This is a genomic window from Thioalkalivibrio sp. ALE25 (genome assembly GCF_000377285.1).
Classification (GTDB): domain Bacteria; phylum Pseudomonadota; class Gammaproteobacteria; order Ectothiorhodospirales; family Ectothiorhodospiraceae; genus Thioalkalivibrio.
On sequence record NZ_KB897930.1, the window covers coordinates 11,917 to 28,256 of the forward strand.

General features: G+C 67.9%; 10 protein-coding genes. 7 read left to right on the top strand and 3 right to left on the bottom strand.

All coding sequences use genetic code 11. From position 1 onward, the window contains the following. The first annotated feature begins 148 nt into the window (after window positions 1-148). Window positions 149-562 (top strand): (deoxy)nucleoside triphosphate pyrophosphohydrolase, encoded by a 414-nt coding sequence (locus C996_RS0106200; protein WP_018866586.1) that lies wholly within the window; start codon window positions 149-151, stop codon window positions 560-562. After that, the gene (locus C996_RS0106205) at window positions 559-3,759 is read left to right on the top strand and encodes a DUF3427 domain-containing protein (protein ID WP_026279225.1); all 3,201 of its coding nucleotides are present in this window, start codon (window positions 559-561) and stop codon (window positions 3,757-3,759) included. The genes C996_RS0106200 and C996_RS0106205 overlap by 4 nt, the downstream gene beginning before the upstream one ends. Window positions 3,760-3,779: 20 nt before the next feature. On the opposite strand, the gene galE is transcribed toward C996_RS0106205, so the two are convergent. Both galE and C996_RS0106215 read right to left on the bottom strand, forming a co-directional pair. After that, window positions 3,780-4,760 carry a UDP-glucose 4-epimerase GalE gene (gene galE, locus C996_RS0106210; RefSeq protein WP_018866588.1) on the bottom strand — a complete coding sequence of 327 codons (981 nt, stop codon included), beginning with the start codon at window positions 4,758-4,760 and terminating at the stop codon, window positions 3,780-3,782. A 42-nt stretch (window positions 4,761-4,802) separates the two neighbouring features. After that, window positions 4,803-5,579, bottom strand: coding sequence for a YdcF family protein (locus C996_RS0106215; RefSeq protein WP_018866589.1), 777 nt, complete (start codon window positions 5,577-5,579; stop codon window positions 4,803-4,805). Window positions 5,580-5,831: 252 nt separating this feature from the next. Here C996_RS0106215 and C996_RS0106220 point away from each other — a divergent pair, with 252 nt between their 5' ends. The 5 genes from C996_RS0106220 (at window position 5,832) to prsT (ending at window position 14,333) form a co-directional block, all read left to right on the top strand. After that, window positions 5,832-6,467, top strand: coding sequence for an XrtA/PEP-CTERM system exopolysaccharide export protein (locus C996_RS0106220; protein WP_018866590.1), 636 nt, complete (start codon window positions 5,832-5,834; stop codon window positions 6,465-6,467). Between the two features lie 158 nt (window positions 6,468-6,625). Beyond that, a complete protein-coding gene (locus C996_RS0106225) occupies window positions 6,626-8,020 on the top strand; it encodes a TIGR03013 family XrtA/PEP-CTERM system glycosyltransferase (RefSeq protein ID WP_018866591.1) in 1,395 nt (464 codons plus the stop codon). A 7-nt stretch (window positions 8,021-8,027) separates the two neighbouring features. Beyond that, window positions 8,028-10,079, top strand: coding sequence for an XrtA/PEP-CTERM system histidine kinase PrsK (gene prsK, locus C996_RS0106230; protein WP_018866592.1), 2,052 nt, complete (start codon window positions 8,028-8,030; stop codon window positions 10,077-10,079). 61 nt (window positions 10,080-10,140) lie between these two features. Then, entirely contained in the window at window positions 10,141-11,478 is a 1,338-nt protein-coding gene (gene prsR, locus C996_RS0106235) for a PEP-CTERM-box response regulator transcription factor (protein ID WP_018876712.1), read from the top strand. A gap of 8 nt (window positions 11,479-11,486) precedes the next feature. Beyond that, window positions 11,487-14,333, top strand: coding sequence for an XrtA/PEP-CTERM system TPR-repeat protein PrsT (gene prsT / locus C996_RS0106240; protein ID WP_231367136.1), 2,847 nt, complete (start codon window positions 11,487-11,489; stop codon window positions 14,331-14,333). 853 nt (window positions 14,334-15,186) lie between these two features. On the opposite strand, the gene C996_RS0106245 is transcribed toward prsT, so the two are convergent. Next, on the bottom strand, window positions 15,187-16,158 hold the full coding sequence (locus C996_RS0106245; RefSeq protein ID WP_018866595.1) for a PEP-CTERM sorting domain-containing protein: 972 nt from the start codon (window positions 16,156-16,158) through the stop codon (window positions 15,187-15,189). Between the last annotated feature and the right edge of the window lie 182 nt (window positions 16,159-16,340).

Consider the following 16,340-nt stretch of genomic DNA (forward strand, 5'->3'; position numbering starts at 1 on the left):
GCCTTGCTATACAGAATCGATATATCACCGTTATCGCAGTGTCGCGTGACGGAAGTAGGTACCACGCGTGGCCCGAGAAACGAGCTTCCGGCGGGAGCCGTGGCGGCGTTCCCTGGTACGATCCGACCAGGCGAAATGGAGAGCCGTGTTGGAAACGCTCATAGAAGCGAATCAGGCGGTGGTGGTCTGCGGCATTCTGGAGGACGCACAGGGGCGGATCTTTCTGGCGCGCCGTGGGGCCGATCAGGCTCTGGGCGGGTATTGGGAATTCCCCGGTGGCAAGGCGGAGCCGGGCGAGAGCCTGGAGGCGGCGTTGTGCCGCGAGTTCCGTGAAGAGCTGGCGATGGGGCTCCGGGTGGGGGAAGAGATCGGGCGCACGCCGATTCCGGGTAATGGGCGCCTTGAGTTGGTGGCGCTGCGAGCCTGGACGGAAGACGAGAGCCCAGTGCTGACCGTGCACGATCGGTGGTGCTGGGTGTCGCCATTGGAGGCTCAAAGGCTCGAGCTTGCGCCTGCGGACATCCCATTGCTCGAAGCCTTTATTGCCGCACGTTCCGAATGAGCCGAGATAGCGCTGCCAAATCCCTGTCCAGTGGCCAATGGGTCGGTCTGCATGAACGGCTGGATACGCCGCGGGTACGGCAAGCGCTGAAGGCCTTGGGGCTGGAGGAGCACGCCCGTTGGAGCCCGGGCTTGGAGGGCGACGATCTGGCGTTGAGCCTGGTCGCTGAGCTGGCCCAGCGGCTCGCGGAGCGCGCGGGTGAGCTGCGGGAAAAGGGACACGACGACTGGACGCGGGCCGTGCAGGGGCTGGCGGATGCACTGGCGGCGTCGGGGCATCCGCTGTCCGGGATCGAGGAGGACCTTCCGCAGCCGCCGTTTCGGCAGTTGCTGGAGGTGCGTTCCCCGTCGGCTGATCAGGTTGGGCAGCAGGAGACGCCACGGCCGGATGTTCCGTTGGCTCTGTCCAGCCTGCTCACCGGTTCGGATCGCACGCCCAGCCTGGTCACGCAGATCGAGAAAGAACTGGCCAGTGCGGAGCGGGCCGATTGGCTGGTGTCGTTCATCAAATGGAGTGGTATTCGCGCCCTGCGCGAGACGCTGAAGCGCTTTACCGAGACCCCGACGGCCGATGGTTCGCCCAAGCTACGGATCGCGACGACCTCGTACCTCGGGGCCACGGATCTCAAGGCGATCGAGTTTCTGCTGGGCCTGCCGAACACCGAGATTCGGGTCTCCTACGACACGCACCGCACGCGCCTGCACGCGAAGGCCTACCTGTTCCATCGGAACACGGGGTTTGGCAGTGCCTACATCGGCTCGGCGAATGTCTCGCGGGTGGCGATGGATGAGGGCCTGGAGTGGACGGCCAAGGTCAGTGAATACGAGCTGCCGCACATGTGGCGCCAGATACAGACGTCGTTCGAGGCGCATTGGGCAGACCCGGCGGAGTTCGAACCGCTCACCAAGGATGAACTTCCCCGCCTGCAACAGGCACTGGAGTCGGAATCCAGCTCGGGGCCTGGGGCGCCGAAAGACGCCACCGCGTTCTTCGACCTGCGGCCGTATGCCTTTCAGCAGGAGATCCTGGAGGACATCCAGCGCGAACGCCGTTCGGGGATCGACCGCCATCTAGTGATCGCGGCCACCGGGACCGGCAAGACCATGATCGCCGCCTTCGACTATCGGCGCTTTGCGCGCGAGCAGGCGGACAAGGGGCGCCCGTCGCTGCTGTTCATCGCCCACCGCGAGGAGATCCTGCGCCAGGCGATGGCGAGCTTTCGGCAAGTGTTGCAGGACCGCGAGTTTGGCGATGTGCTGGTGGGCGGGGCGCGTCCGAGTCAGGACCGCCACCTGTTCTGCACGGTGCAGAGCTGGAATGCACGGGACCTCGATCGCCTAGACCCGGCGCATTTCGATTACGTGGTTCTGGATGAGGCGCATCACAGCAGCGCCGGAAGCTACCAGCGCATCCTCGAGCATGTGCGGCCCAAGTGCCTGCTGGGCCTGACGGCGACGCCGGAGCGCACGGATGCCGACGACATCCGCCAGCACTTCGGCCAGCGTTACACCCACGAGATCCGCCTGCCGGATGCGATCGAACGGCGCCTGCTGGTGCCGTTCCATTACTTTGGTGTGGCCGACCATGAGTCCGTGGATCTGAGCCGGGTGAGTTGGCGGCGCGGGGGCTATGACGCCGACGAACTGGAAGGGGTGTTGACCGGCAACCGGGCGCGCGCCGATTGGGTCCTGCAGCAGGCCCATGAACACGCCACGGATCTCGGCTCGGTCAGGGGCTTGGGTTTCTGCATCAGCTGCGACCATGCCCGATTCATGGCCGAGCATTTCTCGGCCAAGCAGGTGCCCAGCGCGGTGCTGACTGGCGAGAGCTCGGATCACGAGCGGCAGTCGGTACAGCGCGACCTGCGCGAGGGGCGCATCCGCTTCATCTTTACGGTGGACCTCTACAACGAAGGCGTCGACCTGCCGGAGGTGGACACCGTTTTGCTGCTGCGCCCGACCGAGAGCCTGACGGTCTACCTACAGCAGATGGGCCGCGGCCTGCGCTTGCACGAAGGTAAGCCGCACCTGACCGTGCTCGATTTCGTCGCACCGCAGCACCGGCGTTTTCGTTATGCCGCGCGGTTCCGGGCCCTGAGCGCGCGGCCGGAGAAGCGGGTGGATCACCAGATTCAGGAAGGCTTCCCCTGGTTACCCAGCGGCTGCCTGATCCACCTCGACCGCTTGGCCACCCAGCACGTTCTCGACAACATCCGTGCGCAGATCAACCGCCAGCGACCGCAGATCGTGCGCGAGCTGAAGGACTGTTTCCGGGAGGACATCGACTCCGCCAGCCTGCCCAAGATGCTCGACTGCCTGCATATGGATGATGCGGAAGACCTGCTGCGCAAGGACCTGCCCTCCCGGCTGCGCGCGGAATGCGGAGGCGAATCGACCGAAGCGCTAGCGCCCTATGCCAGTGGCCTCAAACGCGGGCTGCAGCGCTTGGCGCGGTGTGACGATCACCAGTTGTTGGAAACCCTGCAGACCCATCTGGCGCGGCCGACCGCGAACGTGGAGCAGCTTGCCGAACAGGATCGGCTCCGGCTGGCCCTCGTCCACAGCACGCTATGGGGCAAGACGCGGCCGGGGGACGGGGACCTATCCGCCGTGGATGCCTTCGTCCGCGAACAGCGCCCCCTGTACCGGGACATCCAGGAAGTCGCCGCCTGGCGACACGAGTGTATCGTCCCCGCCAGCGGCATCACCTTCCCAGAGCAGACGGGGCCGCTGGAACTGCACGCGTCCTACACCCGCGAGCAGATCCTTCTGGCGCTGGGACTTGGCAGCCTGGAGAAGCCGATCACCCAGCAGGAGGGTGTGCGGCACGTACCGGAGCGGCGGGTCGATGCGTTGTTCGTCACCCTGGAGAAATCCGAGCAGGAGTTCTCCCCCACCACCATGTACGAGGACTACGCCCTCAACGAGCGGCGGTTCCACTGGCAGTCACAGTCCGGCACCTCACCCACCTCGGAGACCGGGCAGCGTTACATCCACCACGAGGCGCGTGGCTACACCCCCATGCTGTTCATTCGGCGGGCCAAGCGTGATGCGACGGGTCTCAGTGAGCCATTCACCTTCTGCGGCCCGGTGCGTTACCAGCGCCACGAAGGCAGCAAACCGATGAGCATTGTCTGGGAGCTGGAGTACGAACTGCCCACCCGGCTCCTGCACCTCGCACGCCGCACGGTCTTGTAACGCGGCTGGGGAAACGCGGGTCAGGCGGTCTGCAGCGCGGTCTTCTGTTCCCAGGCGAGGGCGTGGCGGACGATCTGGTCGAGGTCGGCGTATTGCGGTTCCCAGGCGAGGGTCTGGCGGATGCGGCGGGCGTCGGCCATCAGGGCGGGCGGGTCGCCTTCGCGGCGCGGGCCCAGGGTGACGGGGAAGTCCACGCCGCTGGCGCGTTTCACGGCGTCGATCACCTCGAGCACGCTGTAGGCGTGGCCGTAGCCGCAGTTGAGCACCTGAGAGTCGCCGCCGCCGTCGAGGTGTTCCAGGGCGCGGAGGTGGGCGGCGGCCAGGTCTTCCACGTGGATGTAGTCGCGTTCGCAGGTGCCGTCGCGGGTGTCGTAGTCGGTGCCGAATACGGTGATGCCGTCGCGCTGGCCGGTGGCGGCCTGGCAGGCGACCTTGATCAGGTGGGTGGCGTCGGGCGTGGCCTGCCCCAGGTGGCCGTCGGGGGCGGCGCCGGCCACGTTGAAGTAGCGCAGGCTGACGTAGCGCAGGTCCGAGGCGGCGCCCAGGTCCATCAGCATGCGCTCGGACATCATCTTGGAGGCGCCGTAGGGGTTGATCGGCTGCAGCGGTGCGTCTTCCGCAACCGAGACGGTGTCGGGGATGCCGTAGACCGCGGCGGTGGAGGAAAACACGAAATGGCGCACGCCGGTGTCGGCACAGGCCTGTAGCAGGTTGAGGGTGTTGCGGGTGTTGTTGCCGTAGTACTTGAGCGGATCGGCGACCGACTCGGGCACGACGATATGCGCGGCGAAGTGGAGCACGCCGTCGAAGCCGCGCGCGAGGGTGTCGCGCAGGCCTTCGGTATCGGCCAGGTCGCCGACCACCAGCTCGGCATCCCCCACAGCCCAGGCGTGGCCGGTGCTGAGGTTGTCGTACACGGTGACCGTGTGCCCCGCCCTGCGCAGGTGCTGCAGGACATGGCTGCCGATATAGCCGGCCCCGCCCGTTACCAGCAGTTTCATCCATCGCCCCCGGTCGCTGTGGGTTGGGGCTGGCGGGGCGCGTCAGGGGTCGGGTGGTGCCGGGTGACGGCCGTATTGCCAGCGATACCACAGAATACCGAGGTACTCGTGCATGGCGAGCCAGCTCGTGCGCATGGCGTTAGCCTGGGGTTTGAAGGCGCCTAACGACAGCCGCGTGTCATGCGCGACGAACGCCCCGGTTGGCGCCGGGATGGGCTCCAGCCCGGCGCGTTCGAACGCGGCCGTGGCGCGCGGCAGGTGGTGGGCATGGGTGACCAGCAGCACGCGTTGTAGGCCGTGTTCCTGCAGCAGCGCGGCCGAGTGGCGGGCATTGCCCTGCGTGTCGCGCGCCCGCGGTTCCTGCCACACCGGCGATACCCCGAACTCCTCCAGCACCTCGGCCATCCAGCGGGCCTCCGGTTCCCGATCGTCCGGGCCGCCGCCGGTGGCGACCACCGGCAGGCCGGTGCGCCGGTGCAGGGCGGCGGCATAGCGCAGGCGCACCAGGGCCAGGTCGTTCACCGTCTCGCCGGAGAACTCGACGGCGCCGCTGCGGTAGCCGGCGCCGAGCACGACGATCGCCTCGGCGCGTTCCAGTGCCGCCGCGTCGGGGGGTGACCAGGGCGCCTGCAACGGGGCCATCAGGGCGTGGCTGACGGGTGGGAGGCTGAAGGCGTAGGTCAGCAGGAGCCCGGTGATCAGCAGCGCCTTGCCCGCGAGGGTGCGCATCAGCAGCAGGCCCGCCAGGGCCAGCAGCAGCGGCCCGCTGGGCGGGAGCAGCAGCCAGTCGGCCAGAAAACGCAGCGACAGAAAATCCACGGGGCACCCTTGTTGGCGGTAGCAGGACGGCCCGGCGGCGCCGTAACGCGAACGTTAGTCAGGAGCCGCCGGGAATGAAGGCCTTACGTGGACTCTGTTCACAACCGGGGCCTAACATCAAGTTGCTTGTGGAATCCGGTATTCCCGGTAAGCGTAGCCAGGTATCGCGGCCTTCGGGGTGCGGTGCGGGCCCGGTTCCCGGTCGGGTGAAGCCTCCAAACAACCGTCAGAAATGTCCAAGGGGGAGTCGCGATGTCCCTGATCCATGCTTCAAAGGTCGGGCCGAAGTTCGGGTTCGCCTTCCTGCTGCCGGCCCTGATCCTGGGTGGCTGCGCCACGACCGATTTTCCGGATGCCCCGACCTCCATCGAGCGCACGGTGATCGAGCAGTACATCATCGGTCCCGGGGACTCCCTGCAGGTTTCTGTGCGTGGCAATCCGGATCTCTCCACCGGCGTATCCGTACGCCCGGACGGGCAGATCACTACCCCGCTGGTCGAGGATGTCCAGGCCAGCGGCCAGACGCCCACCGAACTGGCGCGGGCGATGGAGGAGGAGCTCTCCCGGTTCCTGCGCGATCCGATCGTCACGGTGATGGTGACCGGCTTCGCCGGGCCCTACAGCCGCCAGATCCGGGTGATCGGGCAGGCCGCGGAGCCGCAGGCGCTGCAGTACCGCGAGGAGATGAGCGTGATGGACGTGATGATCGCGGTGGGCGGTATCACCGACTTCGCGGCCGGCAATCGCGCGGTGATCGTGCGCAACGAGGACGGCGAGCGCAAGCAGTACCGGGTGCGCCTGGACGACCTGGTGAATGGCGGCGACATCTCGGCCAACGTGGACATGCTGCCCGGCGACACGCTGATCATTCCGGAACGACGCTTCTGACGAGCCCGGGGCGCGACGGGCGGGTTCCGGGCGCGCGGCGCTGAGGCGCCGCCGGGGAGCCGTCGCCGCCACGCTGCGGGATCGGGGACGGTAGACATGGACCCCCTGACAAGGACGCACAACCCCGCTGCGCAAGCGCCTCGGCGAGAGGGCTAGTCGTGCGCATCTTCGGCCACTACATACGCCGCCGCGTGCTGATGCTCGCGACCGCGGAACTGCTGGTGGCGTATCTGTGCCTGTATCTGGTGCTGAGCCTGCCGCCCTTCCAGCCGGAGGCCCTCAGCCTGCTGGACCCGGAGCTGGTGGCGGCGACGCTGGTCGTCCTGCTGGTGCTCACCCTGGCGGGCCTGTACGAGTCGGACTATCTGGCCACCCGCAGCACGCTGCGCTCCCTGTTGCGCCTGGTGCCGGCGCTGCTGTTCGTGGGCGGGCTGCTGCTCCTGTATGGGGCCCTGGTGCCGGCGGCACTGTTTTCGCCAACGGCGGTCGGCGGCGGGGTGCTGCTGTTGCTGACCGGGCTGGTTGCCGAGCGCACCCTCTGGTGCAATTTCTCCGACGCCGACGCCTTCAAGCGCCGCATCCTGGTGCTGGGTACCGGCAGCCGGGCCCGCGCGATCGAGACGGTCCACCCGGACAAGGCCCCGGACGACCTGCCGTTCCGGGTGCTGGGCTACATCGCCACCGAGGGCGAGAAGGACTGCCCGCAGGATCCGGCGCGCCAGTTACAGCTGGGCTGCGATGCGAGCCTGCTGGAGATGGCGCGCGAGTTTCGGGCCCACGAGATCGTGGTCGCCATCCGCGACCGACGGGGCAACCTGCCCGTCCGGCAGCTGCTCGAGTGCAAGCTGAACGGGGTGGCTGTCACCGATGTGTCCAGTTTCTTCGAGCGCGAACAGCAGCGGGTGCAACTGGACTCGCTGAACGCCAGCTGGCTGATCTTCGGCGAGGGATTCCGCCAGCACTGGTCCCGCAACGCCATCAAGCGGACCTTCGACGTGCTGGCCAGTTCGATGCTACTGCTGGCCACCCTGCCGGTGATGCTGGTCACCGCCCTGGCCATCAAGCTGGAAAGCCGCGGCCCGGTGTTCTACTGGCAGACGCGCGTGGGGCTGGGGAATGTGCCATTCGAGGTCTGCAAGTTCCGCAGCATGCGCGAAGACGCCGAAGTCGATGGCGTGGCGCGCTGGGCGGTGCGCGACGACGACCGCGTGACCCGCGTGGGGCGCATCATCCGCAAGCTGCGTATCGACGAGCTGCCGCAGGTGATCAACGTATTTCAGGGCAGCATGTCGTTCGTCGGGCCGCGCCCGGAGCGGCCCGTGTTCGTCGAACAGCTGACCGAGCAGATCCCCTATTTCCCGGCGCGCCACTCGATCCGCCCCGGCATTACCGGCTGGGCGCAGGTGCGCTACCCCTACGGGGCCTCGGTCGAGGACGCGCGGCAGAAGCTGCAGTACGACCTGTACTACGTGAAGAATCACACCCTGTTCCTGGATGTCCTGATCCTGATCGAGACGGTCAAGGTCGTCCTGTTCGGCCGCGGCGCGCGCTGATCCCGTAATGACCAGTGTTCCCCTGGCCGCGATCGGCTACCTGACAGCGGCACTGGCGTTCCTGGTGCTGGCGGTGGTGACCCTGGTGCGCTGGCGCAACCGGCCCTCGGGCCTGTGGGTGGTCCTGGCCGCGTTGCTGTCGGTGGGCTGGGCGGGCTACCTCGGTTTTCTCGCCTGGCAGTACGGGACCAGCGCGGCGATCTCCGGCGGCGTGATGGAGGTGGCGCGCAATGCCGGCTGGTTCGCACTCCTGCTGGCGTTGCTCGCGGGCAGTGGAAGCCGCCCGGGGGTCGATCCGCGCGCCCTGCGCTGGTGGGCCAGTGGCGTCGCGGCCTTTCTGCTGTTCATCCTGGTGCCGATGCTGTGGCCGCAGCTGCTGGGCGCGATCTGGCCGGGGCTGGCCACGCTGCTGATGGCGATCGCCGGGCTGGTGCTGGTGGAACAGGTCTACCGCAACACGCCGCCGCAGAACCGCTGGGAGATCAAGTTCCTGTGCCTGGGTCTGGGCGGCCTGTTCGCCTTCGACCTGTTCCTGTTCGCGGACCTGGTGCTGTTCCAGACCATCGACAGCCCGTCCTGGCAGGCCCGCGGGTTCGTGAATGCGCTGGTGGTCCCGCTACTGGCAATTTCGGTGAGCCGGCGCCTGCCGCAGCGCGAGGGGCCCACGGTTTCGCGCCACCTGCTGTTTCACACCGCGTCGCTGATCGGGGCCGGGCTGTACCTGCTGGCGGTCGGCGGCGCGGGCTACTACCTGCGCCACCACGGGGGCGACCTGGGTGCCCTGCTGCAGGTGACCCTCCTGTTCGGGGCGGTGCTGCTGCTGGCGGTGGTGCTCTTCTCCGGCAGCGTCCGCGCCCAGCTGCGGGTATGGCTGGCCAAGCACTTCTTCAACTACCGCTACGACTACCGCCAGGAATGGCTGCGCTTTACCGGAACCCTCGCGCAGACCGATGACGAGACCCCGTTCCGGCAGCGGGCGATCCAGGCCATCGGCGAGCTGGTCGAGAGCCCCGGTGGCCTGCTCTGGGTCCATCGCGACGACGGCCGCTTTGCCCTCGACGGCGTGCTGAACCTGGGCGAGCCGGAGTACCCGGCGCTGGAACCGGACGATCCCCTGGTGGCATTCCTGATGCGCTCCGGCTGGGTGATCGACATCGACGAGTTTCGCCGCGATCCGACGTTCTATCACGGGCTGGAGCTGCCGGCCTGGCTGGTGGACAACCCGCGCCACTGGGCCGTGGTGCCGCTGCTGAAAAGCGATGGCCTGGAGGGCTTTGTCGTGCTGGCCCAGCCGCGGGCGCGGCATCGCATCGACTGGGAGGAGCGCGACCTGCTGAAGACCGCGGGCCGCCAGCTCGCCGTGTACGTGGCGCTGGTCCAGACCGACGAGGCCCTGCTGGAGGCGCGCCAGTTCGAGACCTTCCATCGGCTGGCGGCGTTCCTGGTCCACGATCTCAAGAACGTCTCTGCCCAGTTGTCCCTGATCAGCGCCAACGCCGAGCGCCACCGCGACAATCCCGAGTTCGTGGCGGATGCCTTCCGCACCGTCGGCAATGCCCGCGAGCGCCTGGAGCGCACCCTGGCCCAGCTGCGCAAGGCCCAGCCGGGGGCCGACAGCCCGCGTCAGGCGATCGAGGTGGACGCCCTGCTGGAGGAGGTCGCGCACGACAGCCGCGAGGTTCGGCCGGTGCCCCGGGTCACGGTCGAGGCCAGCGCCGGAGTCCTCGGAAACCGCGACGCACTGCGGAATGTGCTGCTGCACCTGGTGCGGAATGCACAGGAGGCCACGCCGGATAACGGCGATATAACCATGACCCTGAAAACCCGGGATCAATGGGCCATCATCGAAATCGAGGACAACGGGGCGGGCATGGACGAGGACTTCGTCCGGCGGCGGCTCTTCCGCCCCTTCCAGACCACCAAGGGAAACGCCGGCATGGGCATTGGCCTGTACGAGGCCCGGGACCTGGTGGTCCGGATGGGTGGGCGGATCGATGTATCCAGCCGCGTTGGCGAGGGGACCGCCTTCACGCTGCGTCTGCCACGGTACGGCACATGAGGCGTCTTCGTGCCGTTCACCATCACGTCCTCGCGGGGCCGGGTGCAAAGTAATGGAGTCGATGCTCAAGCTGCTGATTGTCGAGGATGACGCCGGCCTGCAAAGCCAGTTGCGCTGGTGCCTGGACGGCTACGAGATCCTGCAGGCCCAGGATCGCGCGAGCGCGATGGCGCATATGCGCCGGCACGAGCCCGAGCTGGTCACCCTGGACCTCGGCCTGCCCCCCGACCCGGCCAACGCCACCGAGGGCCTCGCGCTGCTGGAGGAGATCCTGGCGTTCAACCCCGGGGTCAAGGTGATCGTGGTCACCGGCAATGACGATCGCGAGAACGCGCTGAAGGCCGTCGCCCTGGGGGCCTACGATTTCTACATCAAGCCCGTGGATGCCGAGCTCCTGCGCCTGATCGTGGACCGCGCCGCTCGCTTGTACGAACTCGAGGAGGAGAACCGCCGGCTGGCCCGTGGCAGCACCTCTTCGCTGTCCGGGATCATCACCTCGGATCCGCAAATGCTGCAGGTCTGCCGCATGGTGGAGCGCGTGGCGCCCTCCGACGCGACCGTCCTGCTGCTGGGCGACAGCGGGACCGGCAAAGAGGTCCTGGCGCGCGCCGTCCACGACCTCAGCAACCGCGCGAAGGAGCGCTTCGTCGCGATCAACTGCGCCGCGATCCCGGAGAACCTCCTGGAGAGCGAACTGTTCGGCTACGAGAAAGGTGCCTTCACCGGCGCGACGCGCCAGACCATCGGCAAGATCGAGCATGCCGACAAGGGCACGCTGTTCCTGGACGAGATCGGCGACCTGCCGCAGAGCCTGCAGGCCAAGCTGCTGCGCTTCCTGCAGGAGCGCACGGTCGAGCGCCTCGGCGGGCGCAACGAGATCCCGGTGGATGTCCGCATCATCGGCGCCACCAATCAGGACCTCCAGGCCCTGATCCGGGCGGGCGACTTCCGCGAAGACCTGTTCTATCGCATCAGCGAGATCAGTATCGACATCCCGCCGGTGCGCGAACGCCAGGGGGATGCGACCCTGCTGGCCCACGCCCTGCTGGAGCGCTTCGCGCGCGAGCAGGGCAAGCCGCGCCGCGGCTTTACCGCCGACGCGCTGCGCGCGATCGAGGGCCACCCCTGGCCCGGCAATGTGCGCGAGATGGAAAACCTGATCCGGCGCGCCGTGATCATGGCCGACGGCAACCTGGTGACCGCGGAGGACCTCGGGCTCGAGGACCACGACCAGGAAGCGCCGCCGGAGCGTCTGCGCGAGGCCCGCGACCGGGCCGAATACCAGTCCGTGATCAAGGCGATGGGCCGCTGCAACGGCAACATCGCCCAGGCGGCCGATACCCTCGGCATTACCCGTCCAACGCTCTACGGCCTGCTCGACAAGTACGGGCTCAGATGAGGCACACCATGGTGACTACCCGATACACGAAACAAGCATCCGGCCCGGCCCGGCCCCGTCACAATGGGATACTGCCGGGACGCCTGAAGCCGCTGGCACTGGCGGTGGTCCTGGCCACCGGCGTGGGCCTGGTGGGCTGTGACCAGATCGGGACGGCCAGCGAACAGGACTACCTCGACCGTGCCCAGGCCCTGCAGGAACAGGGGGACTACCGGGGCGCCCGCATCGAGTATCGCAACGCCCTGCAACTGAACACCGATGCCCCGGCCACGCGCCGCAGTCTCGGCGTGGTGTATCTGCAGCTGGACAACCCGGAGGAGGCCCGCCGCCAGCTGGAACGGGCGCAGTCGCTCGGTATCCCGGAGGCGCAGGTGGCGCTGCCGCTGGCCGAGGCGTGGTTCGCGACCGACCGCTTCGCGCGGATCCGGGCGCAGTCGGTGCCGGAGGATCTCGCCGCCGAGGAGCGGCCACGGCTGCACGCGCTGCGGGCGGTCGCCTTTGCCGCCGTGGGCGAGCGCGACGCCGCGGAGGCCGAGCTGGCACAGGTCGATGCGGCCGAACAGGCGCCGCTGCAGGCCCTGGCGCATGCCCATCTGGCGATGGCCGAGGGTGATGCCGAGCGGGCGATGGCGTCCCTCGAACAGGCGCTCGATCAGGACCCCGAGCTGGCGCATGCCTGGAGCCTGCTGGGCGAGTACCGCCGTATCACCGGCGATTCCGAGGGCGCGGAAGAGGCCTTCACCCGGGCCATCGAGGTGCGCCCGGCTTCCGGACGTGACTACATGGCGCGCGCGATGGTGCGCCTGAATGCCGGCGATTATGAAGGGGCGCGGGCGGACGTCGACGGCCTGATGCAGGGTGGCTCGTCGCATCCCGGCGTGCATTACCTGGACGGGATGCTCCTGATGCAGGAGGAACGCTACAGCGACGCGCGCGCGAGTTTCGAACGGGCCGTGGCCGGCAATCGCACCTACAGCCCCGCATTACTGGGGCTTGGCCTGGCGCATCGCAGCCTGGGCAATCTGGAGCAGGCCGAGCACAACCTGAACCGCCATGTGCAGGAGAGCCCGGGATCGCTGCAGGGCATCCGTACCCTGACGGCGATCTATCTGGAACAGGATCGGGTGGAGGATGCGCTGCGGTTCGTGGACCGGGTCAGCCGCGACTACACCGGCGATTCCGCCGACATGGCGGAGCTGCGCGGGCGCCTGCTGCTGGTGGCTGGTGACTCCGATGCCGGGATCGAGGCCTTGCGCGATGCCGTGGCCGCGAGCCCCGGTTCTCAGGGCCTGCAGGAACTCCTGGCGGTGGCGCTGCTCCGGGGTGGCGAGACCGAGGAAGGCCTGGACGTGATGCGTGCCGCCGGTGGCGGCGAGGTTACGGCGCAACAGGTCGATACCACCATGGTGCTCTACCTGTTGCAGGCGGGTCGCTATGACGAGGCGCTGGAACGCGCCCAGCGCCTGCAGGAGCTGCAGCCGGAGGCCGCCGGCCCGCTGAGTCTCCAGGGCGCCGCCCTGATGGGACTGGGCCGGACCGACGAGGCGCGCGCCGCGTTCCGCGAAGGGGTCGAACGTGACCCGGACGATATCTCCGTGGCGATGAACCTTGCCAGCCTGGAATTGCAGGCCGGCAACCGTGGCGCGGCACGGGAGGTCCTGGAAGCGATTCAGGATCGCCACCCCGGGCATGCCCGCTCCGCGCAGCGCCTGGCCAATCTGAGTCTCCAGGACGGGGACCAGCAGGGCGCCGCCCGCTGGTTTCGGGTGGCGATCGAGTCACAGCCCGAGATGCTGCCACCGCATCTCGCGCTGGCCCAGATCCAGCTCCAGGGCGGCCGCCCCGAGCAGGCACTGGAGACGCTCGAGGCCGCGAGTGAACATCATCCGGACAATCCCGACCTGCTGTATGCGCTGGCCGATGTCCAGCAGACGCTCAATCGGCCCGATGCCGCGGTCGCCAGTCTCGAGGCGGCCGTCGAGCAGGCGCCGGACAATGTGAACCTTCGGCTTGCCCTGGCCCGCGCGCATGCGCAGGCCGGTGACGAGGCCGCCACCGAGGCCACGCTGCGCGAGCTGCTGGAACGCCAGCCGGAACATTACCGGGCCCGCGTGCTGCTGGCTCGAGGGCTGGTCAACCAGGAGCGCACGGAGGACGCCCGGCCGCATCTGCAGCGGCTGGAAGAACGCTTCGAGGATCGCAGCGAGGTCCAGGCCCTGCTGGGACGTGCGGCCCTGCAGCGGGATGATGCCGCGGCCGCCGTGCGGCATTACCGGGCCGCGCTGGCGGACCCGGGCGCCCAGCGCCGGGACTGGGTCCATGAACTGGCCCGGGCGCAACGGGAATCCGGCGAGTTCGAGGCCGGCCAGGCCACGCTGGAAGGCTGGCTCGACGAGCACCCGCAGGACCTGGCCACCCGGCACATCTATGCGGCGCAGCAAATGGCAACGGGCGACGAGTCGGGCGCCGTGGCCTCGTACCGCCGCATCGTCGAGCAGGATGCGGACGACGTGATTGCCCTCAACAACCTGGCCTGGACCCTGCGTGAACGCGAGACCGAAGAGGCGCTCGGACACGCGCGCCGGGCCGCCGAACTGGCCCCGGAGGCGCCTCCGGTGCTGGATACGCTGGCCGTGGTGCTGATCCACGCGGGCGAGCCGGCCGAGGCCGCGGATATCCTGGGTCGCGCGCACGAGCTGGCTCCGGAGGATCCGGGCATCCAGTACCACCTGGCCTGGGCGGAAAGCGAACAGGGCGCACGCGACGCCGCCGCCGACCGCCTGCGGCAACTGCTGGATGCGCACGACGCCTTCCCGCAACGGGCCGACGCCGAGGCCTTGCTCGACCGCCTGTAAGCCCGAAGAGGTCCGACGTTCGAAGGGGCTGCCACAGGCAGCCCCTTTTTTCATGCCTGCCCGTACGCCTGCACGGCCGGGATGACGGTGTGTGGGGGTATGAGGCCGGGAATCTGGATGCCCTGTTCCGTCCCCTGTAGGAGCCTGCTCGCAGGCGAATGCCCCTGCCCGCGTCCGGCTCTGGCAGGAGCTTCGCCTGCAAGCAGGCTCCTACAAGGATGTTTCCACCGCGCACCTCGCTGTCGTCATCCCGGAGACCGCGCAGCGGTTATCCGGGATCTGCCGGGATCTGCCGGGGGCTGGCGCGGCGTCGGTGGCGGGGGTGGGAGATCCCGGCTCTTCGCTTCGCTACGGCCGGGATGGCGGAGTGTGGGGGAGTGCAGCGGTGGGGAATCCGGATGTCCTGATGTGACCCCTTGACCCCTGTGGGAGCCTGCTTGCAGGCGAATGCTCCTGCCCGTGCCCGACTCTGGCAGGGGCTTCGCCTGCAAGCAGGCTCCTACAAGGATGTTTCCACCGCGCACCTCCCTGTTCGTCATCCCGGAAACCGCGTAGCGGTTATCCGGGATCTCCGGGGCCTGCACGGCGTCGGTGGCAGGGACGGGAGATCCCGGCGCTCCGCTTTGCTGCGGCCGTGATGACGGCGTGTGGGGGGACGCTGCGGCCGGGATGACGGGGTCTGGGGGAACGCTGTGGTTGGGATGACCGGGGGGGAACCTTGGGGGTAGGGCATCCAGGGTGTTGGTCTGGCGTATGGCCGGAGGGCGGGCAGAAAAAAGGGCTCCGCGGAGGGAGCCCTTAACTCGGTGACCCCACAGGGGGGGGTGGCCACCAAGGCTGTTGGTGGTGCGTGTTATGCGGCCTGGCGCTGGGTGCTGTTGGAGCGGCGGCGCATGCCACCGACGCCGATGAAGCCCGCCAGGATCAGGAGGGACAGGCCCATCAGCGCCAGGGTACCCGGCTCCGGCACCGCGAAGCGCAGGCTGCCGTCATGGGTGGACTGGGTTTCGCTGAAGAGGCTTTGCCCTTCGCGCTCGTCGCCGTAGACGTTGTTGGCGTCATCGCCGAAGAAGGTCACGGGACCCGGTTCCTGGATGGTGCCGGCGCTGGCGAAGGCCGAGACGATGAACGTCGGGGCGCCTTCCTCGTCCTCCAGCAGATCGGCGAAGTCGATGCCGTCGGCGGTGAACCAGAAGCCCGGCAGTACGTTCACGACCTGGAATTCGAAGGTGAAGGTCCCTTCGATGAAGTCCCCGCCGGCGCTGTCGAACTCCAGGATGCTGTTCCCGGACTTCAGGGCCAGTTCCATCACCTGTTCGCCGGCACTGTAGTGGGCCTGCGCCGCTTCATAGTCCTGGCCGAAACCGGTGTTCGGAGCAGAGACAAAGAGCTGGAAGTTGTCGGTGCCTACCGAGGTGTAGTTGGCGTTGACCACGTAGTTGCCGCCGACGGTGTTTGTGCCGGTGACCACCCCGCGCAGTTCATCCCAGATGAGCCCCATGGAGTATGTGGTGCCAAGGAAGTCAGGCCCGGTCTGGGAAGCATTTCCGCCGAGCGAGGTTCGGTAGGACGAGGCATCGCCGTAGCCACGGTCATAGAACACATCGCCGACCTGGACCGGGTTGCCGGGGTCCTGAACGTACTGGAAGGTCTGGGTGTTCAGGTCGAACTGGATGCGGCGGACGTTTTCGACCGAACCGCTGTAGTTCGTGGTGGCGTCGAGGTTGATGTCGAAGTCGATGATCTCTGCCGCTGTCGCCGTGCTCGCGCCGGCGGCGAACATGCCGACAAAGAGCGAAGCGAGAAGTACTTTTTTCGCGTTCATTGGGGCTCTCCTGATGCTCAATTTACAGCGATTCAACCATCGCCGGGGTCTGGCCTGGTGGCCGTGTCTGTTGCTTTCGGTTGAATACAAAGCAGGCTCCGTGCCAATTTCCGGGCTCGGGGCGGAGGGCTCACAAGGCATTGAAAGTAAAGTATTAAATTGAGGGTCAGCTGATGGGCCAT